Consider the following 24769-nt stretch of genomic DNA (forward strand, 5'->3'; position numbering starts at 1 on the left):
GATCCTGCCTGACGATTTTCGCCCCCAGTCTCTAATGTTCTTCCATACCTGTTTTTTGGATGGAGCAACACCATGGCAATTGCAATTGGCCTCGATTTTGGCAGCGACTCGGTTCGCGCGCTGGCAGTGGACTGTACGTCCGGCCAGGAGATAGCAACCAGCGTTGAGTGGTATCCGCGCTGGCAAGAGGGGCGCTACTGCGACGCGCCGAACAACCAGTTCCGTCACCACCCGCGCGACTACATCGAGTCGATGGAAGCGGCGATCAAAACCGTACTGGCCGAACTGACCGACGCCCAGCGGGCCGATGTCGTGGGCATTGGCGTCGACAGCACCGGCTCAACGCCAGCCCCGGTAGACGCTGAAGGCCGCGTGCTGGCGCTGCGCCCCGAGTTTGCCGACAACCCGAACGCCATGTTCGTGCTGTGGAAAGACCATACCGCCGTGGAAGAGGCAGAAGCCATTACCCGTTTATGCCACCAGCCGGGTAAAACCGACTACTCGCGCTACATCGGCGGGATCTACTCCAGCGAGTGGTTCTGGGCCAAGATCCTCCACGTTACCCGCGCCGACGCCTCCGTTGCGCAGGCGGCGGCATCGTGGATTGAGCTGTGCGACTGGGTGCCAGCCCTGCTCTCCGGGACTACCCGTCCGCAGGACATCCGCCGCGGCCGCTGCAGCGCCGGACACAAATCCCTGTGGCATGAAAGCTGGGGCGGCCTGCCGCCAGCCGCGTTTTTCGACGAGCTCGACCCGATCATCAACAAGAACCTGACATACCCGCTGTTTACCGACACCTTCACCGCCGATATTCCGGTCGGCACGCTCTGCGAAGAGTGGGCAAAACGCCTCGGCCTGCCGCAAAACGTAACCATCTCCGGCGGCGCGTTTGACTGCCATATGGGCGCCGTGGGCGCGGGCGCACAGCCCAACACGCTGGTCAAAGTTATCGGCACCTCCACCTGCGACATCCTGACGGCGGATAAAGCCAGCGTCGGCGACCGCGCGGTGAAAGGCATCTGCGGCCAGGTAGACGGCAGCGTGGTGCCGGACTTTATCGGCCTTGAAGCCGGTCAGTCCGCGTTTGGCGATATCTACGCCTGGTTTGGCCGCGTGCTGGGCTGGCCGCTGGACCAGCTGGCGGCGGCGCATCCTGAGCTGAAAACCCAGATTGCCGAGAGCAAAAAGCAGCTTCTGCCGCAGCTCACCGAAGCCTGGGCAAAAAATCCGTCTCTCGAACACCTGCCGGTGGTGCTGGACTGGTTTAACGGCCGCCGTACGCCGTTTGCCAACCAGCGCCTGAAAGGGGTGATTACCGATCTCAACCTGGCGACCGACGCCCCGGCGCTGTTCGGCGGTTTGATTGCCGCAACCGCCTTCGGTGCCCGCGCCATTATGGAGTGCTTCACCGAACAGGGCATCGACGTGAATAACGTGATGGCGCTGGGCGGCATCGCCCGTAAAAACCCTGTGATCATGCAGGCCTGCTGCGACGTGCTGAACCGTCCGCTCCAGATTGTGGCATCCGATCAGTGCTGTGCGCTGGGCGCGGCGATTTTCGCCGCCGTGGCCGCAGGCGTTCACGCCGACATCCCGACCGCGCAGCAGCATATGGCGAGCGCCGTCGAAAATACGCTCCAGCCGCGTGCCCAGCAGGCACAACGCTTTGAACAGCTTTATCAGCGCTACCAGCAGTGGGCAAAAAGCGCCGAGCTTCACTATCTCCCTGTCGCCGCCCCGGCCAAAAGCACCGCGGACACTACGGCAACCCTGACCCATTAAGGACATGATGATGACCATTTTTAATAACTATGAAGTGTGGTTTGTGATTGGCAGCCAGCATCTGTACGGACCGGAAGCGCTGCAGCAGGTAACGAAACATGCGGAGCGCGTGGTTAACGCGCTGAACGCGGAAGCCAAACTGCCGTGCAAGCTGGTGCTGAAACCACTGGGCACCACGCCGGACGAAATCACGAATATCTGCCGTGACGCCAACTACGACGACAAATGCGCTGGTCTGGTAGTGTGGCTGCACACCTTCTCACCGGCCAAAATGTGGATCAACGGCCTGGCAATCCTCAACAAACCGCTGCTGCAGTTCCACACCCAGTTCAACGCCTCCCTGCCGTGGGACAGCATCGACATGGACTTTATGAACCTGAACCAGACCGCGCACGGCGGCCGCGAGTTCGGCTTCATCGGCGCGCGCATGCGCCAGCAGCACGCGGTAGTCACTGGCCACTGGCAGGACGGCAAGGCGCAACAACGTATCGGATCCTGGATGCGTCAGGCGGTCTCTAAGCAGGATACCCGCCACCTGAAAGTGGTGCGTTTCGGCGACAACATGCGTGAAGTGGCGGTTACCGACGGCGACAAAGTGGCCGCACAGATCAAGTTCGGCTTCTCGGTGAATACCTGGGCCGTGGGCGACCTGGTGCAGGTGGTGAATGAAATCAGCGACGGCGACGTGAGCGCGCTGGTGGACGAGTACGAAAGCAGCTACCGCCTGACGCCTGCGGCACAAATCAACGGCGACAAGCGTCAGAACGTGCTGGATGCCGCACGCATTGAGCTGGGCATGAAACGCTTCCTGGAACAGGGCGGCTTCCATGCCTTTACCACCACTTTTGAAGACCTCCACGGCCTGAAACAGCTGCCGGGCCTGGCGGTACAACGTCTGATGCAGCAAGGCTACGGCTTTGCCGGCGAAGGCGACTGGAAAACTGCCGCTCTGCTTCGCATCATGAAGGTGATGTCGACCGGTCTGCAGGGCGGCACCTCCTTTATGGAGGACTATACCTACCACTTCGAAAACGGCAACGACCTGGTGCTTGGCTCGCACATGCTTGAAGTGTGTCCGACGATCGCCGTCGAAGAGAAACCGATCCTCGACGTGCAATACCTCGGCATCGGCGGCAAAGCGGATCCGGCGCGTCTGATCTTCAACACCCGTACTGGCCCGGCCATCAACGCCAGCCTGATCGACCTCGGCGATCGTTTCCGCCTGCTGGTGAACTGCGTCGATGCGGTTGAAACCCCGCATTCTCTGCCGAAACTGCCGGTCGCCAACGCCCTGTGGAAAGCGCAGCCTGATCTGCCAACCGCGTCAGAAGCGTGGATCCTGGCGGGTGGTGCGCACCATACCGTCTTCAGCCACGCGCTGGACCTCAACGACATGCGTCAGTTCGCCGAGCTGCACGATATCGAACTGACCGTGATTGATAACGACACCCGCCTGCCAGCCTTCAAAGACGCGCTGCGCTGGAACGAAGTCTATTACGGTTCAAAACGCTAAGTACGAAATGCCCGGTGACGCTACGCTCACCGGGCAGGGAGACAACGATGTTAGAAGATCTCAAACGTCAGGTACTCGAAGCCAACCTGGCGCTGCCAAAACATAACCTGGTGACCCTCACCTGGGGCAACGTCAGCGCCGTTGACCGGGAAAAAGGCGTGTTCGTGATCAAGCCTTCCGGCGTGGATTACACGGTAATGACCGCAGACGACATGGTGGTGGTCAGCATCGAAACGGGTGAAGTGGTGGAAGGCAACAAAAAGCCCTCCTCCGATACGCCCACCCACCGCCTGCTGTATCAGGCATTCCCGACCATCGGCGGCATTGTGCATACCCATTCGCGCCACGCGACCATCTGGGCGCAGGCGGGCCAGTCCATCCCGGCCACCGGCACCACGCACGCGGACTACTTTTACGGCACCATTCCCTGCACGCGCCTGATGACCGATGCAGAGATCAACGGTGAGTACGAGTGGGAAACGGGTAACGTGATTGTCGAAACCTTCAAAAAACAGGGTATCGACGCGGCGCAGATGCCCGGCGTGCTGGTGCACTCCCACGGTCCGTTTGCCTGGGGGAAAAACGCCGAAGACGCGGTGCATAACGCCATCGTGCTCGAAGAGGTCGCCTATATGGGGATCTTCTGTCGCCAGCTGGCACCGCAGCTGCCGGATATGCAGCAAACCCTGCTGGATAAGCATTATCTTCGCAAGCACGGCGCGAAGGCCTATTACGGACAGTAAACTGTATATATACCCAGCATAAAATATTCAACCAGGCTATAATCAGGCCTGGTTTTGTTTTATGGGATAACGGCGTGGCGCATGCGCAAGAAGGTTTTTTACTGACCCGACACTGGCGGGATACGCCTCAGGGCACTGAGGTTGAATTCTGGCTGGCTACGGACAACGGCCCGCTGCAGGTCACGCTGCCGCCGCAGGAATCCGTGGCCTTTATCCCGGAAGCGCACGTCGAAAAAGTGAAACAGCTGCTGCGCGGCGAAAACGGCTGGCGCATCACGCCGCTTGAGCTGAAAGATTTCCACCGCCAGCCGGTTTACGGCCTCTACTGTCGCGCCCATCGCCAGCTGATGCGCTATGAAAAACTGCTCCGCGAGGCGGGCGTAACGCTCTACGAAGCGGATATCCGCCCACCGGAACGCTTTCTGATGGAGCGGTTTATTACCGCGCCCGTATGGGTCGATGGCACTGCGCGCAACGGCAGCCTCGTCAACGCGCGTCTGAAGCCGAATCCGCACTATCGCCCACCGCTGAAGTGGGTCTCTCTGGATATCGAAACCACCCGCCACGGTGAACTGTACTGTATTGGCCTGGAAGGCTGCGGACAGCGGGTTGTCTATATGCTCGGGCCGCCGAACGGCGATGCGTCCGCGCTCGATTTTCAGCTTGAGTACGTCAACAGCCGCCCGCAGCTGCTGGAGAAGCTTAACCAGTGGTTTGCCGAGCACGACCCGGACGTGCTGATCGGCTGGAACGTGGTGCAGTTCGACCTGCGCGTCCTGCAAAAACACGCCGAGCGTTACCGCATTCCGCTGGTTCTGGGGCGCGGAAACAGCGAGCTGGAGTGGCGTGAGCACGGTTTTAAGAACGGCGTTTTCTTCGCGCAGGCTAACGGTCGCCTGATTATCGACGGCATCGAGGCGCTTAAGTCCGCCTTCTGGAATTTCTCCTCTTTCTCTCTCGAAGCGGTGGCGCAGGAGCTGCTTGGCGAAGGCAAATCCATCGACAACCCCTGGGACCGAATGGACGAGATCGACCGGCGCTTTAATGAAGATAAACCGGCGCTTGCCACCTATAACCTGAAAGACTGCGAGCTGGTCACGCAGATTTTCCACAAAACCGAGATCATGCCGTTCCTGCTGGAGCGCGCGACGGTGAACGGCCTTGCGGTCGACAGGCACGGTGGATCGGTTGCTGCCTTTAGCCACCTCTATTTTCCACGGATGCACCGTGCAGGCTATGTCGCCCCCAACCTCGGCGACGTGCCGCCCCAGGCCAGCCCCGGTGGCTACGTGATGGACTCACGGCCAGGATTATATGACTCCGTTCTGGTGCTGGATTACAAAAGCCTCTACCCGTCGATTATCCGCACCTTCCTGATTGACCCGGTGGGGCTGATTGAGGGGATGGCGCAGCCAGATGATGAGCACAGCACCGAAGGATTCCTCGGCGCACGCTTCTCGCGGGAAAAACACTGCCTGCCTGAAATTGTGGGAAATATCTGGCACGGCCGCGACGAGGCGAAACGCCACGGCAACAAGCCGCTCTCGCAGGCGTTAAAGATCATCATGAACGCCTTTTACGGCGTGCTGGGCACCAGCGCCTGCCGCTTCTTTGATCCCCGTCTGGCGTCGTCTATCACCATGCGCGGGCACGAGATTATGCGCCAGACCAAAGCGCTGATTGAATCCCAGAGCTATGACGTCATCTACGGCGACACGGACTCCACCTTTGTATGGCTAAAATGCGCACATTCAGAAGGCGACGCCGCCCGCATCGGCAAAGAGCTTGTGGCCTTTGTGAACGACTGGTGGGGCAAACATTTGCAAAAAGAGCGGTTAACCAGTGCGCTGGAGCTGGAATTTGAAACGCATTTCGCCCGCTTTTTAATGCCCACCATCCGCGGAACCGACCAGGGCAGCAAGAAGCGCTACGCCGGGTTGATTCAGGAAGGCGACACGCAGCGGATGGTCTTTAAAGGGCTGGAGACAGTGCGCACCGACTGGACCCCGCTGGCCCAGCAGTTCCAGAAGACGCTCTATCTGCGGATCTTCCGCAACGAGCCCTATCAGGACTATATCCGCGAAACCATCGCCAGCCTGATGGCCGGCGAGCTGGATGATCAGCTGGTGTATCGCAAGCGCCTGCGTCGCCCGCTGGCAGAGTACCAGCGCAACGTCCCGCCCCACGTGCGCGCCGCGCGTCTGGCGGACGAAGAGAACGTGCGCCGGGGACGCGCGCCGCAGTATCAGAACCGTGGCAGCATCAAATACGTCTGGACTACCAGCGGCCCGGAGCCGGTTGATTATCAGCAATCGCCGCTCGATTACGATCACTACCTGACGCGCCAGCTTCAGCCGGTCGCGGAGGGAATTTTGCCCTTCATAGACGATGATTTTGCTACACTAGTGACAGGGCAACTTGGCCTATTTTGACGCGTGACGAAATGGCTGCCATCCAGTACCATAGCGCCCTTTCCATTCCCGGACCCATTTTTCGATGACCGTCTTTTTTGACGGGGGTCGAACTATTGCCTGCAATTAAAGATTAGAGCCGAACAACTATGCCTTTTACACTTGGTCAACGCTGGATCAGCGATACAGAAAGCGAACTTGGATTAGGAACCGTCGTTGCCGTCGATGCGCGCATGGTTACCCTCCTCTTCCCTGCCACCGGTGAAAACCGCCTGTACGCTCGCAATGACTCCCCTGTGACCCGCGTGATGTTCAATCCGGGTGACACCGTGACCAGCCATGACGGCTGGCAGCTCAAGATTGAAGACGTAAAAGAAGAAAATGGACTGCTCGCCTACATTGGTACTCGTCTTGATACGGACGAAGCCAATGTCATCCTGCGCGAAGTGCTGCTCGACAGCAAACTGGTGTTCAGCAAGCCGCAGGACCGCCTGTTTGCCGGGCAAATCGACCGTATGGATCGCTTCTCCCTGCGCTACCGCGCGCGCAAGTTCCAGAGCGAGCAGTACCGCATGCCGTGGAGCGGACTGCGCGGCCAACGCACCAGCCTGATCCCTCACCAGCTAAATATCGCCCATGATGTGGGCCGTCGTCACGCGCCTCGCGTACTTCTGGCAGATGAAGTGGGCCTGGGTAAAACCATCGAAGCGGGTATGATCCTGCACCAGCAGCTGCTTTCCGGCGCTGCCGAGCGCGTACTGATTGTGGTGCCTGAAACCCTGCAGCATCAGTGGCTGGTTGAGATGCTGCGCCGCTTTAACCTGCGCTTCTCCCTGTTCGACGACGAGCGCTATGCCGAAGCGCAGCACGACGCGGACAACCCGTTTGAAACCGAACAGCTGGTGATCTGCTCGCTGGACTTCGTGCGCCGCAGCAAGCAGCGTCTTGAGCACCTGTGCGATGCCGAATGGGACCTGATGGTCGTCGACGAAGCGCACCACCTGGTCTGGAGCGAAGATGCCCCAAGCCGCGAATATATGGCGATTGAACAGCTTGCCGAGCGCGTGCCTGGCGTCCTGCTGCTCACCGCAACGCCGGAGCAGCTCGGTCTGGAAAGTCACTTCGCCCGTCTGCGTCTGCTCGATCCAAACCGCTTCCACGACTTTGAGCAGTTCGTGGAAGAGCAGAATAACTATCGCCCGGTTGCGGATGCCGTCGCGCTGCTGCTGGCGGGTAAACGCCTTTCAAACGACGAACTCAACACCCTGAGCGATCTGATTGGCGAACAGGATATCGAGCCGCTGCTGCAGGCCGCGAACAGCGAGAGCGACAACGCGGAATCCGCGCGTAAAGAGCTGATAGACATGCTGATGGACCGTCACGGCACCAGCCGCGTGCTGTTCCGTAACACCCGTAACGGCGTGAAAGGGTTCCCGAAACGCGAACTACACACCATCAAGCTGCCGCTGCCGACGCAGTATCAGACGGCGATTAAAGTCTCCGGCATTATGGGCGCGCGCAAAACCCAGGAAGAGCGCGCGCGTGACATGCTCTACCCGGAACAGATTTATCAGGAGTTTGAAGGCGACACCGGCACCTGGTGGAACTTCGACCCGCGCGTGGAGTGGCTGATGGGCTACCTGACCGCGCACCGCTCCCAGAAAGTTCTCGTGATCTGCGCCAAAGCCGCCACCGCGCTGCAGCTGGAGCAGGTTCTGCGCGAACGCGAAGGCATTCGTGCCGCCGTGTTCCACGAAGGGATGTCCATCGTCGAGCGCGACCGCGCGGCGGCGTGGTTCGGGGAAGAGGACAGCGGCGCGCAGGTGATGCTGTGCTCCGAAATCGGCTCTGAAGGGCGTAACTTCCAGTTCGCCAGCAATCTGGTGATGTTCGATCTGCCGTTTAACCCGGATCTGCTGGAGCAGCGTATCGGCCGTCTGGATCGTATCGGTCAGGCGCATGATATTCAGATCCACGTGCCGTACCTGGAAAAAACCGCCCAGTCCGTGCTGGTGCGCTGGTTCCACGAAGGACTGGATGCGTTTGAGCATACCTGCCCGACGGGCCGCACCATTTATGACCAGGTGCATGGCGATCTGATCGGTTACCTGGCCGCGCCGGAAAATACCGACGGTTTTGACGATCTGATTAAATCCTGCCGCGAGAAACATGAAGCGCTGAAAGCGCAGCTTGAACAGGGCCGCGATCGCCTGCTGGAGATCCACTCCAACGGCGGCGAAAAAGCGCAGGCGCTTGCTGAGAGCATTGAAGAACAAGATGATGACACCAGCCTGATCAGCTTCTCCATGAACCTGTTCGATATTGTCGGGATTAACCAGGACGATCGTGGCGAGAACCTGATCGTGTTAACCCCGTCAGACCACATGCTGGTGCCAGATTTCCCGGGCCTGCCGGAAGATGGCTGCACCATCACCTTCGAGCGTGATGTGGCACTGTCCCGCGAAGATGCCCAGTTCATCACCTGGGAACACCCGCTGATCCGTAACGGGCTGGATCTGATCCTCTCCGGCGATACCGGCAGCAGCACCATCTCCCTGTTGAAAAACAAAGCGTTGCCGGTAGGTACGCTGCTGCTGGAGCTGATCTACGTTGTGGAAGCGCAGGCGCCTAAACAACTGCAGCTCAACCGCTTCCTGCCGCCAACGCCGGTGCGTTTGCTGCTGGATAAAAACGGTACGAACCTGGCCGGACAGGTGGAGTTCGAAAGCTTTAACCGTCAGCTGAGCGCGGTTAACCGTCATACCGGCAGCAAGCTGGTGAATGCGGTACAGCAGGACGTGCACGCGATTCTCCAGCTGGGTGAAACCCAGGCCGAGAAAGCGGCCAGAGTGCTGATCGACGCGGCGCGCAGCGAGGCTGACGAGAAATTGTCTGCGGAGCTGTCCCGTCTGGAAGCGTTAAAAGCGGTCAATCCGAACATTCGCGACGACGAACTGGCGGCGATTGAAAGCAACCGTCAGCAGGTGCTGGAAAGCCTGAATCAGGCAGGCTGGCGTCTGGATGCCCTGCGTCTTATCGTTGTGACGCATCAGTAAACGGAGCGCAAGATGGTGATGGAGCCTTACAATCCGCCGCAGGATCCCTGGCTGGTCATTCTGTATCAGGATGAACACATTATGGTGGTCAACAAGCCCAGCGGCCTGTTGTCCGTGCCGGGGCGTCTGGACGAGCACAAAGACAGCGTGATGACGCGCATTCAGCGCGATTATCCGCAGGCGGAGTCTGTCCATCGCCTGGACATGGCCACCAGCGGCGTGATTGTGGTGGCGCTGAATAAAGCGGCGGAGCGCGAGCTTAAGCGGCAATTCCGCGAGCGCGAGCCGAAAAAACAGTATGTTGCACGCGTGTGGGGCCACCCGGCGCAGGCGGAAGGACTGGTGGATTTACCGCTGATCTGCGACTGGCCGAACCGGCCAAAGCAGAAGGTGTGCTATGAAACCGGCAAGGCGGCGCAAACCGAGTATGAAGTGCTGGAGTACGCGCCGGATAACACCGCGCGCGTGCTGCTTAAGCCGATTACCGGACGTTCACATCAGCTGCGTGTACATATGCTTGCGCTGGGTCACCCAATTCTGGGCGACCGCTTTTACGCACCGCCGGAAGCGCTGGCGTTAGCACCACGTCTGCAGTTGCACGCGCAGACGCTCACCATCACTCATCCGGCCTTCGGGAACGCGATGACGTTTAAAGCCCCGGTGGACTTCTAAAGAAAAAGCCCGACATCGTCGGGCTTTTTCTTATTTGAAACCTTTCTTCTCTTTAATAAGCTCGTACGCTTTCTGAATTTCCTGCGCTTTTTGCTTCGCCATCTCCATCATTTCCGGCGGTAAACCTTTCGCCACCAGCTTGTCCGGATGATGCTCGCTCATCAACTTACGGTAGGCACGTTTAATGGTGGTCTGATCGTCAGAAGGCTTCACCCCCAGCACGTTACAGGCATCTTCCAGCGTCGGCCCACGCTGCGCCTGCTGCCAGGCACCGCCGGACGACTGCTGGTGATAGCCGCCTCCAAACTGTGCGCCGCCCTGCATCATGCGCAGGAACTGGTCAAACTGCATACGAGAGATCCCCAGCTCTTCCGCAATGACGTACAACACATCGCGTTCATTAGGGTGAAGCGAGCCGTCGGCAAATGCGGCCTGGATTTGGATCTCCAGAAACATCCGAATTAAATCAAAACGTCCGAAGCAGATGCTGCGGAACTGGCGCATTTTTTCGCGAAGCGGATAGTTATCCGATTTGCCGATGCGGAACGCATTTTGCGCCGCCAGACGGGATTCACCGTGCAGATTCATGCGATCCATAAAGACGCTGGCAATCTGGATATCCGCTTCGGTTACACGCCCTTTGGATTTGGTTAAGTGCCCCATGACCTCAAAGGTGGTGGAGAAAAAGAGCGACTGACGCTCGCGCTGATTGGCAAACCAGGCCATTTTACGGCTGCGCGCCTTATCAAACATATGGCCAATGATAAGCCCAAGCACTATCCCCCAGAACCCGGCACCCATGATGATGGCGAACGCAACGCCGATTATTTTACCCCAATACTGCATATACTCCCCGGATAGTCATATTCCTGGCCGACGCAACGTCATCATCACAGTGTTCAAGCCACGGTCAATTGAAGGACATCGCCTATAATTTGCTTTATCATACTCGTCATTCGATAGCGAGCCTAACACTCTGGCACGCAAACGGGCAGGATTAACGCTGGTACTGCGCTGATGAGTAAGATAGTCTCTGAGCGTTTGTAAGCCGTAGCCACTGATGACGGAACAATAAAATACAACGTATGAAAAAACGTATCCCCACCCTCCTGGCCACAATGATTGGCACCGCCCTGTACAGTCAACAGGGGCTGGCGGCCGATCTCGCCTCGCAGTGTATGCTTGGCGTCCCAAGTTATAATCGCCCACTGGTGAAGGGCGATACAAATAGCTTGCCGGTAACCATTACTGCCGATAGCTCTAAAGGTACTTATCCTGACAATGCCACGTTTACGGGCGATGTGGATATTAACCAGGGCAATAGCCGCCTGCAGGCGGACGAAGTGCAGTTGCACCAGAAGCAGCCGGAAGGTGCGGCCGAGCCGGTACGAACGGTGGATGCGCTGGGTAATGTGCACTATGACGACAATCAGGTCATCCTGAAAGGTCCGAAAGGCTGGTCAAACCTGAATACCAAAGACACTAACGTCTGGGAAGGTGATTACCAGATGGTGGGTCGTCAGGGTCGCGGTAAAGCGGATCTGATGAAACAGCGCGGTGAAAACCGCTATACGATTCTGGAAAATGGTTCCTTCACCTCGTGTCTGCCGGGTTCAAATACCTGGAGCGTGGTCGGAAGCGAAGTTATCCATGACCGTGAAGAACAGGTCGCGGAGATCTGGAACGCCCGCTTTAAGCTGGGTCCGGTGCCGGTATTCTACAGCCCTTATCTTCAGCTTCCTGTGGGTGACAAGCGTCGCTCAGGTTTCCTGATCCCCAATGCCAAATACAGCACCACGAACTACTTTGAGTTCTACCTGCCGTATTACTGGAACATTGCGCCCAACATGGACGCCACGATTACGCCGCACTATATCCACAAGCGCGGCAACATCATGTGGGAAAACGAGTTCCGCTATCTGACTCAGGCCGGTGCTGGCCTGATGGAGCTGGATTATCTGCCGTCGGATAAGGTCTTCCAGGACGAGCACCCTAAAGAAGGCGATAAACACCGCTGGTTATTCTACTGGCAGCATGCCGGGGTGATGGATCAGGTATGGCGCTTTAACGTTGACTACACCAAAGTTAGCGATTCGTCCTATTTTAATGACTTCTCGTCCAAATACGGTTCGAGCACGGATGGCTATGCCACGCAGAAATTCAGCGTTGGTTATGCGGTGCAGAACTTTGATGCAACCGTCTCGACCAAGCAGTTCCAGGTATTTTCTGACCAGTCCACGCCTACCTATGGCGCAGAGCCACAGCTGGACGTTAACTGGTACCAGAATAACGTAGGGCCATTTGACACCCGGGTTTACGCCCAGGCAGTGCATTTCGTGAACACGGACTCGGACATGCCGGAAGCCACACGTGTTCACCTGGAGCCGACGATCAATCTGCCATGGTCTAACGACTGGGCAAGCCTGAATACCGAAGCCAAGCTGATGGCGACTCACTATCAGCAAAAAAATGTTGATAATTACAACGCAACTAACAACGCGCATTTGGAAGAGTCAGTCAACCGAACGCTCCCGCAGTTCAAAATGGACGGCAAGCTGATCTTCGAGCGTGATATGGCCTTGTTGGCGGATGGTTATACCCAGACGCTTGAGCCACGCATGCAGTATTTGTACGTGCCGTACCGCGATCAGAGCAAGATTCAGAACTACGACTCGTCTTTACTGCAGTCTGACTACAGCGGCCTGTTCCGTGACCGTACGTACGGCGGTCTGGACCGTATCGCATCCGCTAACCAGTTAACGACCGGCGTCACAACACGTGTTTATGATGATGCCGCCGTTGAACGTTTTAACGTTTCTGTTGGTCAAATCTACTATTTCACCGAGTCACGTACCGGTGATGACAACATTAACTGGGAGAAAGACAACAAAACGGGATCGCTGGTTTGGGCTGGAGACACTTACTGGCGCATGACTGACCGTTGGGGTCTGCGTGGTGGTGTGCAATATGACACTCGCCTCGATAATATCGCCACAAGCAGTGCCGCTATTGAGTACCGTCGCGATGAAGACCGCATGGTACAGTTGACGTATCGTTATGCCAGCCCGGAATATATTCAGGCAACATTGCCTTCTTATGCAGGCGCAGAACAGTATAAAGACGGCATCTCGCAGGTTGGTGGTGCAGCAAGTTGGCCTATCGCCGACCGCTGGTCAATCGTAGGCGCTTACTACTTTGACACGAACGCGAATAAGCCAGCTGACCAGATGGTGGGTCTGCAATATAACTCCTGCTGTTACGCGCTGCGCGTCGGATACGAACGTAAGCTTAACGGCTGGAACAGTGAAAACAATCAGAGCAAATACGATAACGTGATTGGCTTTAATGTCGAACTGCGCGGCCTGAGCTCTAACTATGGCCTTGGCACACATCAGATGCTGCGTTCGAACATTCTGCCGTACAGTAGTTCTTTGTAATGTGCTTGATTTACAACGTAATCCGCTTTGCGGTTAATTGAAATGGAAAAAGTATGAAGAACTGGAAAACGCTGCTGCTCGGTGTCGCTATGGTTGCGAATACCAGCTTCGCGGCCCCCCAGGTTGTTGATAAGGTCGCCGCTGTCGTTAACAACGGCGTCGTGCTTGAAAGTGACGTTGATGGCCTGATGAAATCCGTGAAGCTCAATTCGGGCGAAGCGGGTCAGCAACTTCCGGATGACGCCACGCTGCGCCACCAGATCCTGGAACGTCTGATCATGGATCAGATTGTCCTGCAGATGGGTCAGAAAATGGGTGTTAAGGTGACTGATGAGCAGCTCGATCAGGCTATCACGAACATTGCGAAGCAGAACAACATGTCCCTGGACCAGATGCGCAGCCGTCTGGCCTATGATGGCATCAGCTATGCCACCTACCGTAATCAGATCCGTAAAGAGATGCTGATTTCAGAAGTGCGTAACAATGAAGTGCGTCGTCGCGTCACTATCCTGCCGCAGGAAGTGGACGCGCTGGCAAAACAGGTGGGTAACCAGAACGATGCGAGCACAGAGCTGAACCTGAGCCACATCCTGATCCCACTGCCAGAAAACCCAACGTCCGATCAGGCTGCGGAAGCAGAAAACCAGGCGCGTTCTATTGTTGAACAAGCGCGTAACGGCGGCGATTTCGGCAAGCTGGCAATCACCTACTCCGCTGACCAACAGGCGCTGAAAGGCGGCCAGATGGGCTGGGGACGTATTCAGGAGCTACCATCCATCTTTGCCCAGGCGCTGAGCACGGCGAAGAAAGGCGATATCGTGGGTCCAATCCGTTCAGGCGTAGGTTTCCACATTCTGAAAGTGAACGATCTGCGCGGTCAGAGCCAGAACATTTCCGTCACTGAAGTTCACGCCCGCCACATTCTGCTGAAACCGTCTCCGATCATGACTGACGATCAGGCGCGTGCAAAACTGGAGCAGATTGCTGCGGATATTAAGAGCGGTAAAACCTCGTTTGCCAATGCAGCGAAAGAGTTCTCTCAGGATCCAGGTTCTGCGAACCAGGGCGGCGATCTGGGCTGGGCGGCTGCGGATATTTACGATCCTGCCTTCCGCGATGCGTTGATGAAGCTGAACAAAGGCCAGATCAGTGCGCCGGTTCACTCGTCGTTCGGCTGGCATCTGATCGAGCTGATGGACACCCGCAACGTGGATAAAACGGATGCGGCGCAGAAAGACAGAGCCTACCGTATGCTGTTTAACCGTAAGTTCTCTGAAGAAGCAGCAACCTGGATGCAGGAACAGCGCGCCAGTGCTTACGTGAAAGTGCTAAGCAACTAATGAAACCGCATCGTGTTGTTATCACGCCCGGCGAACCCGCCGGGATTGGGCCTGACCTCGTTGTCCAGCTTGCCCAGCGCAGCTGGCCGGTGGAACTGGTTGTCTGCGCGGATGCAACACTGTTACAAGACCGGGCCACGCTGCTCGGTCTGCCTTTAACGCTCATCCCTTATGTTGAAGGTCAACAGCCCGCACCTCAGCAAGCCGGTACGCTCACGCTACTTCCCGTTCCCCTTCGTACACCGGTCGTCCCAGGCCAGCTCAGCACGGAAAACGGCCACTACGTCGTTGAAACCCTTGCCCGCGCCTGCGACGGTTGCCTGAAGGGAGAATTTGCCGCTCTGATCACCGGCCCCGTGCACAAGGGCGTTATCAACGAAGCGGGCATCCCCTTTACCGGACATACCGAGTTCTTTGAAGAGCGCTCGCATAGCCCGAAAGTGGTGATGATGCTGGCGACGGAAGCGATGCGCGTTGCGCTGGTGACCACCCATCTGCCGATCAAGGCCATTCCTGATGCGATCACGCCTGAACTCCTGCGCGAGATCATCGGGATTTTGCACCACGATCTGCAGACAAAATTTGGCATCCCGCAGCCGCACGTTCTGGTTTGCGGTCTGAATCCGCACGCCGGTGAAGGCGGGCACATGGGCACCGAAGAGATCGACACCATCATTCCGGTACTCAACGAAATGCGGGCGAAGGGGATGAACCTTAGCGGCCCGCTGCCTGCGGATACCCTTTTCCAGCCGAAATACCTGGATAATGCCGACGCCGTGCTCGCGATGTACCACGATCAGGGCCTGCCCGTGCTAAAATACCAGGGCTTTGGCCGTGGGGTGAATATCACCCTCGGTTTACCTTTTATTCGAACGTCCGTTGACCACGGTACTGCGCTGGATCTGGCAGGCCAGGGGAAAGCGGATGTCGGCAGTTTTATTACGGCGCTTAATCTCGCCATCAAAATGATTGTTAATACTCAATGACTAATCGAGTCCATCAGGGCCACTTAGCCCGTAAACGTTTCGGGCAAAACTTCCTTAACGATCAGTTCGTGATCGAAAGTATTGTCTCGGCTATTAATCCGCAAAAAGGTCAGGCGATGGTCGAAATCGGCCCGGGCCTTGCGGCACTGACCGAGCCGGTAGGCGAACGCCTCGACGAACTGACCGTCATCGAGCTGGACCGCGATCTGGCCGCACGCCTGCAAACGCACCCGTTCCTCGGGCCGAAGCTGACCATTTATCAGCAGGATGCCATGACCATGAACTTTGGCGAACTGTCAGAGAAGATGGGCCAGCCGCTGCGCGTGTTCGGTAACCTGCCGTACAATATTTCCACCCCGCTAATGTTCCACCTGTTTAGCTATACTGATGCCATTGCCGACATGCACTTCATGTTGCAAAAAGAGGTTGTTAACCGTCTGGTTGCAGGCCCAAACAGTAAAGCGTATGGTCGTTTAAGCGTGATGGCACAATATTACTGCAACGTGATCCCGGTACTTGAAGTACCGCCATCAGCGTTCACGCCACCACCGAAAGTGGATTCTGCGGTTGTGCGCCTTGTGCCGCACAAAACGAAACCGTATCCGGTTAAAGATCTGCGCGTGCTGAGCCGTATTACTACAGAAGCCTTTAACCAGCGCCGTAAAACGATCCGTAACAGCCTGAGCAATTCGTTCACCGTTGAGGTGTTAGCCGAGCTGGGGATCGACCCGGCAATGCGTGCGGAGAACATTTCCGTAGAGCAGTACTGCAAGCTGGCTAATTACATTAGCGAAAATGCGCCGCCGAAGGAGAGTTAAGCCATGATTGATTCGCCCCGCGTATGTGTCCATGTACAAAGCGTCTATGTTGAATCACAGTCCTCACCGGAAGAAGAACGTTTTGTCTTTGCTTACACCGTGACCATTCGCAACCTGGGGCGGACGCCCGTGCAGCTGCGCGGGCGCTACTGGCTTATCACCAACGGCAATGGCCGTGAAATCGAAGTTCAGGGCGAAGGTGTGGTCGGTGAACAGCCCCACATCGCCCCAGGCGAAGAGTACCAGTACACCAGCGGCGCGGTGATTGAAACGCCAATGGGTACCATGCAAGGCCATTATGAAATGGTCGACGTCGATGGTAACGGATTCCGCGTTGCCATTCCTGTGTTCCGCCTCGCCGTAACCACACTCATTCATTAATCTAATGTCTACATATCTGATTGGCGACGTTCACGGTTGCTACGATGAACTGATCGCATTGTTAAAACAGGTCGACTTTACGCCAGGACAGGACACACTCTGGCTGACGGGCGATTTAGTCGCGCGCGGCCCCGGCTCGCTTGAGGTTTTACGTTTCGTCAAATCGCTGGGCGACAGCGTGCGCATGGTGCTGGGCAATCACGATCTCCACCTGCTGGCCGTATTTGCCGGGATCAGCCGTAATAAACCCAAAGATCGTCTCTCTCCGCTACTGGATGCGCCAGACGCGGACGAGCTGATTAACTGGCTGCGTCGTCAGCCTTTACTGCAGGTCGACGAAGAGAAAAAGCTGGTCATGGCCCATGCCGGCATCACCCCGCAATGGGATCTTGAGACGGCAAAAACCTGCGCGCGTGACGTTGAAGCGGTGCTGGCGAGCGACTCGTACCCTTTCTTCCTGGATGCCATGTACGGCGATATGCCGAACCACTGGAGTGAAGAGCTCAGCGGCCTGGCCCGTCTGCGCTTCATCACCAACGCCTTCACCCGCATGCGTTTCTGCTTCCCGAACGGACAGCTGGATATGTATTCCAAAGAGACACCGGAAAGCGCGCCCGCTCCGCTCAAACCGTGGTTTGCCATTCCTGGGCCGGTGACAAGCGAGTACAGCGTCGTATTTGGTCACTGGGCCGCGCTTGAAGGTAAAGGTACGCCGGAAGGGATCTACGGTCTTGATACCGGATGCTGCTGGGGCGGAGAGTTAACCTGCTTACGCTGGGAAGATAAAGCTTACTTTGTGCAACCGTCCAACCGACAGCTGGACTTAGGAGAAAGTGAGGCCGTCGCCTCCTGACTAGTGCCCCCCTCCCCAAAAAACCGCACCGAACAGTCCCCTCTCCCCTTTGGGGAGAGGGTTAGGGTGAGGGGTACATCACCTAACGACGTTCCAGAATCTCGAAGCAGTAGCTGTGGGAGTTCTGCGCATCCGCATCATGGAATTCACTGAACACGGACTCCCACTCGTCCGGATCGTAATCCGGGAAATGGGTGTCCCCTTCCACTTCCGCATCAATGTGGGTCAGATACAGCTTCTGCGCTTTTGGCAGGAACTGCTCGTACACACGCCCACCGCCGATCACCATGATCTCTTCGGCGTCACCGCAGGCAGCAATCGCTTCATCAACGGACTTAACCCATTCGACGCGATCGTCAGTGCCCGGTTGGCTACTGATAACAATATTCTTACGGCCCGGTAATGGACGACCAATCGACTCCCAGGTCAGGCGGCCCATCACTACCGGCTTGTTTAACGTAGTACGTTTAAACCATGCGAGATCGGCAGGCAGGTTCCACGGCATGGCATTTTCCATACCGATAACGCGGTCCACCGCCAGCGCTGCAATCAGACTGATCATTGAAAATTTCCCGGATGCAAAAAATTGCCGCCACTATACGGAAAGCTTAATCTTTCGTCGACTGGCGGCAGGGTAAAGATACAGAAATTTTTTATTATTGCTGGCAACTCCACTTCACGCGGAAGGTTTACTCTCGGGCTCGTCAGCCGGATCGCCGGTATGCTTGCCCTCTTCCGTGCCCTGCCAGCCATGACGCTGGATCAGCGACAGGTGATTACGATCCTCGTTAATGATTTCTGTGAGCATCGCGCTGGTGCGTTTAAACACCGCCGCACGCTCGGTGGCCGTACTGCCGGCCATCGCCGCCATCTCTTCCACCATCCCGGTGTTAAAGCGGCGGAACAGGTCCGCACGTTCACGCGCTTCATATGCGCCGAGCCCAAGGTTTTCCAGCGCCATACGGCCAGACTTCAGCGCACCTTCGAACGTTTCACGCTCCGGTGCCTCTACGCCCGCCTGACGCAGCCGGATGTAATGATCCACATCGCGCGCGCGGGAGATAATGGTCAGCCCCGGGAAATGTTCTTTTACCAGTTCCACCATCTGCATGCTGGTTTCCGGATCGTCAATGGCGTTAATCAACACCTCGGCTTTTGCCGCCCCGGCGGACTCCAGCAGATCGACGCGGGTTGCGTCCCCGTAAAACACCTTCATATCAAATTTACGCAGGGTGTCGACATGGTCGGGGTCGTGATCGAGGATGACCATTTTCACCCCGCTCGACAGCAGTAAACGCCCCACGATCTGCCCGTAGCGGCCAAATCCGGCGATGATGACGCGCGGCTGCTCCTCGTCGATCTCGTCTGCTTCGCGCTCCTGCTCGCTACCTGATTTTTCCAGGCGCGTCAGCACCACCAGCAAAACAGGCGTTGCCGCCATTGACAGCGCAACCGCCAGCGTCAACGCTTTCGCCCACTCGGGATCGAGTACGTTTGCCATCTGCGCGGCACCAAACACCACAAAGGCAAATTCGCTCCCCTGCCCCAGCAGCACGGCAAACCAGCGGCGCTGCTTGTCAGGCACCTTCAATGGACGCGCAATCAGCCACAGCATCACCATTTTAATCACCAGGAAGCCTACCAGCAGGATGACGATCCGCAGCGGATGCGTCACCAGCGTGCCGAAGTCGACGGACATCCCCACGCCGATGAAAAAGAGCCCCAGCAGTAGCCCTTTGAACGGCTCGATATCGCTTTCCAGCGCGTGACGATATTCAGAGCTCGCCAGCAGAACGCCCGCAAGGAATGCTCCCATCGCCATCGACAGCCCGGCTTCCTCCAGCAGCAAACCGAAACCAAACACCAGGAACAGCGCCACGGCGCTGAACACTTCGCGCAGGCCAGAGCGGGCAACAAACCGCAGCAGCGGACGGGTCACGTAACGACCAAGCAGCACCACCAGGGCCAGTGCGCCCACCACCTTCAGTGCCGACAGCGCGAAAGCGCCCAGCGTGGTAGACGAACCGCTGGCGGCCAGCAGCGGGATCATCGCCACCAGCGGAATAGCGGCAATATCCTGGAACAGCAGCACCGAGAACGCGCTGCGTCCCATCTGCGAAACCGTCAGATTACGCTCATTCATCGCCTGCATGGCAATCGCCGTCGAGGAGAGCGCCAGCGTCATGCCAATCAGCTCCGCAACCTTCCACTCCATGCCCAACAGGATGCAGAACCCACCCAGCAGCAGGCCACAGGCCACCATTTGTAACGCCCCGCCGCCAAATACCGAGGCGCGAAGCTTCCACAGCCGCTGCGGATCGAGCTCCAGACCAATCACAAACAGCATCAGCACGACGCCAATTTCAGCGAAATGGAGGATAGCCTCCGCATCCGTCACCAGACGAAAGCCCCATGGCCCAATGACGCAGCCTGCAATCAGATAGCCAAGAACCGAGCCCAGCCCCAGGCGTACCGCCACCGGCACAATCAGTGCCGCCGCGCCGAGATAAATCAGCGCCTGTATCAGCGTATGGCTATCCATGGTGCGTCTCCTGCCACTCAAGTAAGCGTTGTTTGTAGTGGCGAGCCTGAGCCTGCAGCGTTTCATCATCGCAAACAAAGGTACAGTGCATCGCAAAAGGCGGGAGCCAGGTCAGCCCACAGTAAAGCGCCGTCGCCTGCAGCGGCTGTGCCAGCACATCAAACCCCGGGAAAGCGCCAATATCAAAGTGGCTTTCGCCTCCGCCGGTGGTCACCGCCCACATCAGGCTTTTGCCTTTTAGCGCATGGCCGTTGTGGCCATACGCCCAGCCGTGAGAGAAGACTTTATCAATCCACAGTTTCAGGAGCGGGGGCGTACTGTACCACTGCATGGGATGTTGCCAGATGATCAGATCGGCGCGGATGAGCGCCTCCTGTTCAGCGGCGATATCGATATTAAAATCGGGATAGAGTTCATAGAGGGAACGTATCTCTACGTTATCAAGCATCCTTACCTGCTCAAGCATCCGCTTATTCGCATGCGAGTGTTGCGGATAAGGGTGGGCATAAATTATCAGAATCATTGATTAGCCTGTTGTTACTGCTCTCTTTTAACAAAAGAGTGTAGTCAGTAATTCAACAGGCTAATAGTGAATATTATTGACGGGCTTACGTCAGAATTCTGAATTAGTTATCCAGCTCGCCCATGGATTTCACCTGGTCGCGGTTAATCTGCTCAGTTTGGCCGGTTTCGGCGTTTTTATATGACACCAGACCGGTATCGTCATCCACCTGCGGTTTCCCGTCAGTCACGATGGTTTTACCATCGGTGGTTTTTACGGCCTGGTTAGAGGAACAGCCTGCAACGGTAAACATTGTCGTGGCAGCCAGAATGGAAGCGATCAGTAATTTATTTTGCATGGTGTTTTCCCCTGCTCTCAGTTGAATTTCGTTATCGACCTAACAATTTTAGGCTAACTGACTGAAAGCGGATGAAAAACCAGAAGGTTCTGAAGATGGGGAAAATGCCCGGCAACCGAACGGCACCGGGCAATGTGTCTTACTTGCTAATCTGCGCGTGCATTTCCTGCACTGAAATTACCTTCTCGGTGGCATCCGCGTTCAGCGCCATGGCCGTCGCGAAACCGCCGTTCAGGGTGGTGTCGTAGTGCACTTTGTACTGCAGCGCGCTGCGGCGAATCAGCTTGGAGTCTTCAATCGCCTGGCGGCCTGCGGTGGTGTTGATGATGTAGGTATACTCGCCATTCTTGATGCGATCCTGAATGTGCGGACGCCCTTCATGCACCTTGTTCACCAGACGCGGGTTGATGCCGGCTTCGCCCAGCACAATCGCCGTACCGTGGGTTGCGTCCAGCTCGAAGCCCTGTTTCAGCAGCTTGGCGGCCAGGTCAACCACGCGCTCTTTGTCGCCTTCACGAACGGAGAGCAGCGCACGGCCAGATTTTCTCATGGTGGAGCTACTGCCCAGCTGCGCTTTCGCAAACGCTTCGGCGAAGGTACGGCCCACGCCCATCACTTCCCCGGTAGAGCGCATTTCTGGCCCTAACAGCGGGTCAACGCCAGGGAATTTGTTGAACGGCAGCACCACTTCTTTCACCGAGTAGTACGGCGGGATGATCTCTTTGGTCACGCCCTGCTGCGCCAGCGTCTGGCCTGCCATCACGCGCGCCGCCACTTTCGCCAGTGGAATACCGGTGGCTTTGGAGACGAACGGTACGGTACGTGCCGCGCGCGGGTTGACTTCAATCAGATAGACTTCGTTGTCTTTCACCGCGAACTGGACGTTCATCAGGCCGCGAACCTGCAGCTCGAAGGCCAGCTTCTGTACCTGCTGGCGCATCACGTCCTGGATTTCCTGGCTGAGGGTGTACGCTGGCAGAGAACAGGCGGAGTCACCGGAGTGCACGCCCGCCTGCTCGATATGCTCCATGATGCCGCCAATCAGCACCATTTCGCCGTCGCAGATGGCATCCACGTCGACTTCAACCGCGTCGTCGAGGAAGCGGTCGAGCAGCACTGGCGCATCGTTGGAAACGCTCACCGCGGTCTGGAAGTAGCGGCGCAGGTCGGCTTCATCGTAGACGATTTCCATCGCGCGTCCGCCCAGTACGTAGGAAGGACGTACCACCAGCGGGTAGCCAATCTCTTTCGCCTTCTCAACGGCCATTTCGATGGCGGTGACGGTGGCGTTCGCCGGCTGTTTCAGCTTCAGACGGTCAACCGCCTGCTGGAAACGCTCGCGGTCTTCCGCACGGTCAATTGCGTCCGGGCTGGTGCCGATAACCGGCACGCCTGCCGCTTCCAGCGCGCGCGCCAGCTTCAGCGGAGTCTGGCCACCGTACTGCACGATCACGCCTTTTGGCTTCTCGATGCGCACGATTTCCAGCACGTCTTCCAGAGTGACCGGCTCGAAGTAGAGGCGGTCAGAGGTGTCGTAGTCGGTCGAGACGGTTTCCGGGTTACAGTTGACCATGATGGTCTCGTAACCGTCTTCGCGCAGCGCCAGAGAGGCGTGTACGCAGCAGTAGTCGAACTCGATGCCCTGGCCGATACGGTTTGGACCGCCGCCCAGCACCATAATCTTGTCGCGGTCGACGGACGGGTTCGCTTCACACTCGTCTTCATAGGTGGAGTACATGTAGGCGGTGTCGGTTGAGAACTCCGCCGCACAGGTGTCCACGCGCTTGTAAACCGGGTGCAGGTCGTACTGGTCGCGCAGCTTGCGGATTTCCGCTTCACGCACGCCCGCCAGCTTAGCCAGACGCGCATCGGCAAAGCCTTTACGCTTCAGCATGCGCAGGAAGTCAGCGTCCAGGCCGTTGATGCCCAGCTCCGCGACCTTCTCTTCCAGACGCACCAGCTCTTCAATCTGCACCAGGAACCAGCGGTCGATGTTGGTCAGGTTGAACACGCCGTCGACGGACAGGCCCGCACGGAAGGCATCGGCGATGTACCAGATACGCTCTGCGCCCGCGTCTTTCAGCTCGCGGCGAATTTTAGTCAGTGCTTCCGGGTCGTCCAGGCTCACTTTCGGGTCAAAGCCGGTCGCACCCACTTCCAGGCCGCGCAGCGCTTTCTGCAGGGATTCCTGCTGCGTGCGGCCAATCGCCATCACTTCACCGACGGATTTCATCTGAGTGGTCAGACGGTCGTTCGCGCCCGCGAATTTCTCGAAGTTAAAGCGAGGAATTTTAGTCACAACGTAGTCGATGGACGGTTCGAAGGACGCAGGGGTGCGGCCACCGGTAATATCGTTCATCAGCTCGTCGAGGGTGTAGCCCACCGCCAGTTTCGCCGCCACCTTCGCAATCGGGAAGCCGGTCGCTTTAGAGGCCAGCGCGGAGGAGCGGGACACGCGCGGGTTCATTTCGATAACAATCAGACGGCCGGTTTTCGGGTTAACGGAGAACTGCACGTTAGAACCGCCGGTTTCCACGCCGATTTCACGCAGTACCGCCATCGAGGCGTTACGCATGATTTGATACTCTTTGTCGGTCAGGGTCTGGGCTGGCGCAACGGTGATGGAGTCACCGGTGTGGATACCCATCGCATCGAAGTTTTCGATGGAGCAGACGATGATACAATTGTCGTTTTTATCACGCACCACTTCCATCTCGTACTCTTTCCAGCCAATCAGCGATTCATCAATCAGCAGCTCTTTGGTTGGGGAGAGATCCAGACCACGTTCGCAAATCTCTTCAAACTCTTCGCGGTTGTAGGCGATACCGCCGCCGGTGCCGCCCATGGTGAACGATGGACGGATGATGCACGGGTAGCCCACTTCTGCCGCAACGGCCAGCGCTTCTTCCATGTTGTGCGCGATACCGGAACGCGCGGTGTCGAGGCCGATTTTCTTCATGGCCACGTCGAAGCGGCGACGGTCTTCTGCTTTATCAATCGCGTCGGCGGTCGCACCAATCATGGTCACGCCGAACTCTTCCAGCACACCCTGACGCTCCAGCTCCAGCGCACAGTTCAGCGCCGTCTGGCCGCCCATGGTTGGCAGCACCGCGTCCGGACGCTCTTTCTCGATGATTTTACGCACCACTTCCCAGTGAATCGGCTCGATGTAGGTTGCATCAGCCATTTCCGGGTCGGTCATGATGGTCGCCGGGTTAGAGTTCACCAGGATAACGCGGTAACCCTCTTCACGCAGGGCTTTACACGCCTGCGCGCCGGAGTAGTCGAATTCGCAGGCCTGGCCGATGACGATCGGGCCAGCGCCAAGGATCAGGATGCTTTTTATGTCTGTACGTTTTGGCATTGTCTTCTCGG

Annotated in this window: 18 protein-coding genes; 12 read left to right on the plus strand and 6 right to left on the minus strand. The window is 57.3% G+C overall.

All coding sequences use genetic code 11. The annotated features are described in order from the left end of the window. Positions 1-72 precede the first annotated feature (72 nt). The 6 genes from araB to rluA all read left to right on the plus strand — a co-directional run bounded on the left by araB (position 73) and on the right by rluA (position 10177). Positions 73-1782: a ribulokinase gene (araB, locus tag ACWKXT_RS17795; RefSeq protein ID WP_454533038.1), complete on the plus strand. Its 1710-nt coding sequence runs from the start codon at positions 73-75 to the stop codon at positions 1780-1782. Between the two features lie 10 nt (positions 1783-1792). After that, positions 1793-3295, plus strand: coding sequence for an L-arabinose isomerase (araA, locus tag ACWKXT_RS17800; RefSeq protein WP_454533039.1), 1503 nt, complete (start codon positions 1793-1795; stop codon positions 3293-3295). 47 nt (positions 3296-3342) lie between these two features. Then, a complete protein-coding gene (araD, locus tag ACWKXT_RS17805) occupies positions 3343-4038 on the plus strand; it encodes an L-ribulose-5-phosphate 4-epimerase (RefSeq protein WP_454528368.1) in 696 nt (231 codons plus the stop codon). Between the two features lie 74 nt (positions 4039-4112). Further along, positions 4113-6470, plus strand: coding sequence for a DNA polymerase II (gene polB, locus ACWKXT_RS17810; RefSeq protein ID WP_454533040.1), 2358 nt, complete (start codon positions 4113-4115; stop codon positions 6468-6470). Between the two features lie 128 nt (positions 6471-6598). Further along, positions 6599-9505: an RNA polymerase-associated protein RapA gene (gene rapA, locus ACWKXT_RS17815; RefSeq protein ID WP_454533041.1), complete on the plus strand. Its 2907-nt coding sequence runs from the start codon at positions 6599-6601 to the stop codon at positions 9503-9505. Positions 9506-9517: 12 nt separating this feature from the next. After that, positions 9518-10177, plus strand: a complete 660-nt coding sequence (rluA, locus tag ACWKXT_RS17820) for a bifunctional tRNA pseudouridine(32) synthase/23S rRNA pseudouridine(746) synthase RluA (RefSeq protein WP_008502014.1) — start codon at positions 9518-9520, stop codon at positions 10175-10177. Between the two features lie 30 nt (positions 10178-10207). Here the strand turns inward: rluA and djlA are convergent, their stop codons facing one another. Then, on the minus strand, positions 10208-11023 hold the full coding sequence (gene djlA, locus ACWKXT_RS17825) for a co-chaperone DjlA (RefSeq protein WP_454528371.1): 816 nt from the start codon (positions 11021-11023) through the stop codon (positions 10208-10210). Between the two features lie 239 nt (positions 11024-11262). Here djlA and lptD point away from each other — a divergent pair, with 239 nt between their 5' ends. From lptD to apaH, 6 genes are read left to right on the plus strand one after another with little or no spacing between them, the layout of a single operon-like run. Continuing rightward, positions 11263-13614, plus strand: a complete 2352-nt coding sequence (gene lptD / locus ACWKXT_RS17830; RefSeq protein ID WP_454533042.1) for an LPS assembly protein LptD — start codon at positions 11263-11265, stop codon at positions 13612-13614. A gap of 53 nt (positions 13615-13667) precedes the next feature. After that, positions 13668-14954: a peptidylprolyl isomerase SurA gene (gene surA, locus ACWKXT_RS17835; RefSeq protein ID WP_454528373.1), complete on the plus strand. Its 1287-nt coding sequence runs from the start codon at positions 13668-13670 to the stop codon at positions 14952-14954. After that, on the plus strand, positions 14954-15940 hold the full coding sequence (gene pdxA, locus ACWKXT_RS17840) for a 4-hydroxythreonine-4-phosphate dehydrogenase PdxA (protein ID WP_454528374.1): 987 nt from the start codon (positions 14954-14956) through the stop codon (positions 15938-15940). Before surA ends, pdxA begins: the two co-directional genes overlap by 1 nt. After that, positions 15937-16758 carry a 16S rRNA (adenine(1518)-N(6)/adenine(1519)-N(6))-dimethyltransferase RsmA gene (rsmA, locus tag ACWKXT_RS17845; protein WP_008502020.1) on the plus strand — a complete coding sequence of 274 codons (822 nt, stop codon included), beginning with the start codon at positions 15937-15939 and terminating at the stop codon, positions 16756-16758. The genes pdxA and rsmA overlap by 4 nt, the downstream gene beginning before the upstream one ends. Before the next feature lie 3 nt (positions 16759-16761). Next, the gene (apaG, locus tag ACWKXT_RS17850; RefSeq protein WP_454528375.1) at positions 16762-17139 is read left to right on the plus strand and encodes a Co2+/Mg2+ efflux protein ApaG; all 378 of its coding nucleotides are present in this window, start codon (positions 16762-16764) and stop codon (positions 17137-17139) included. A 4-nt stretch (positions 17140-17143) separates the two neighbouring features. After that, a complete protein-coding gene (apaH, locus tag ACWKXT_RS17855; protein WP_454528376.1) occupies positions 17144-17992 on the plus strand; it encodes a bis(5'-nucleosyl)-tetraphosphatase (symmetrical) ApaH in 849 nt (282 codons plus the stop codon). A gap of 82 nt (positions 17993-18074) precedes the next feature. Here apaH and folA read toward each other — a convergent pair whose 3' ends face one another. The 5 genes from folA to carB all read right to left on the minus strand — a co-directional run bounded on the left by folA (position 18075) and on the right by carB (position 24758). Then, the gene (folA, locus tag ACWKXT_RS17860) at positions 18075-18554 is read right to left on the minus strand and encodes a type 3 dihydrofolate reductase (protein ID WP_006173915.1); all 480 of its coding nucleotides are present in this window, start codon (positions 18552-18554) and stop codon (positions 18075-18077) included. Between the two features lie 114 nt (positions 18555-18668). Further along, positions 18669-20534, minus strand: a complete 1866-nt coding sequence (gene kefC, locus ACWKXT_RS17865) for a glutathione-regulated potassium-efflux system protein KefC (RefSeq protein ID WP_454533043.1) — start codon at positions 20532-20534, stop codon at positions 18669-18671. Then, a complete protein-coding gene (kefF, locus tag ACWKXT_RS17870) occupies positions 20527-21057 on the minus strand; it encodes a glutathione-regulated potassium-efflux system oxidoreductase KefF (RefSeq protein ID WP_454528378.1) in 531 nt (176 codons plus the stop codon). The genes kefC and kefF overlap by 8 nt, the downstream gene beginning before the upstream one ends. A gap of 103 nt (positions 21058-21160) precedes the next feature. Continuing rightward, positions 21161-21394: a YgdI/YgdR family lipoprotein gene (locus tag ACWKXT_RS17875; RefSeq protein WP_448159130.1), complete on the minus strand. Its 234-nt coding sequence runs from the start codon at positions 21392-21394 to the stop codon at positions 21161-21163. Between the two features lie 139 nt (positions 21395-21533). After that, positions 21534-24758 carry a carbamoyl-phosphate synthase large subunit gene (carB, locus tag ACWKXT_RS17880; protein WP_023315370.1) on the minus strand — a complete coding sequence of 1075 codons (3225 nt, stop codon included), beginning with the start codon at positions 24756-24758 and terminating at the stop codon, positions 21534-21536. Positions 24759-24769: the final 11 nt, after the last annotated feature.

Source organism: Enterobacter sp. UPMP701, assembly GCF_053709515.1.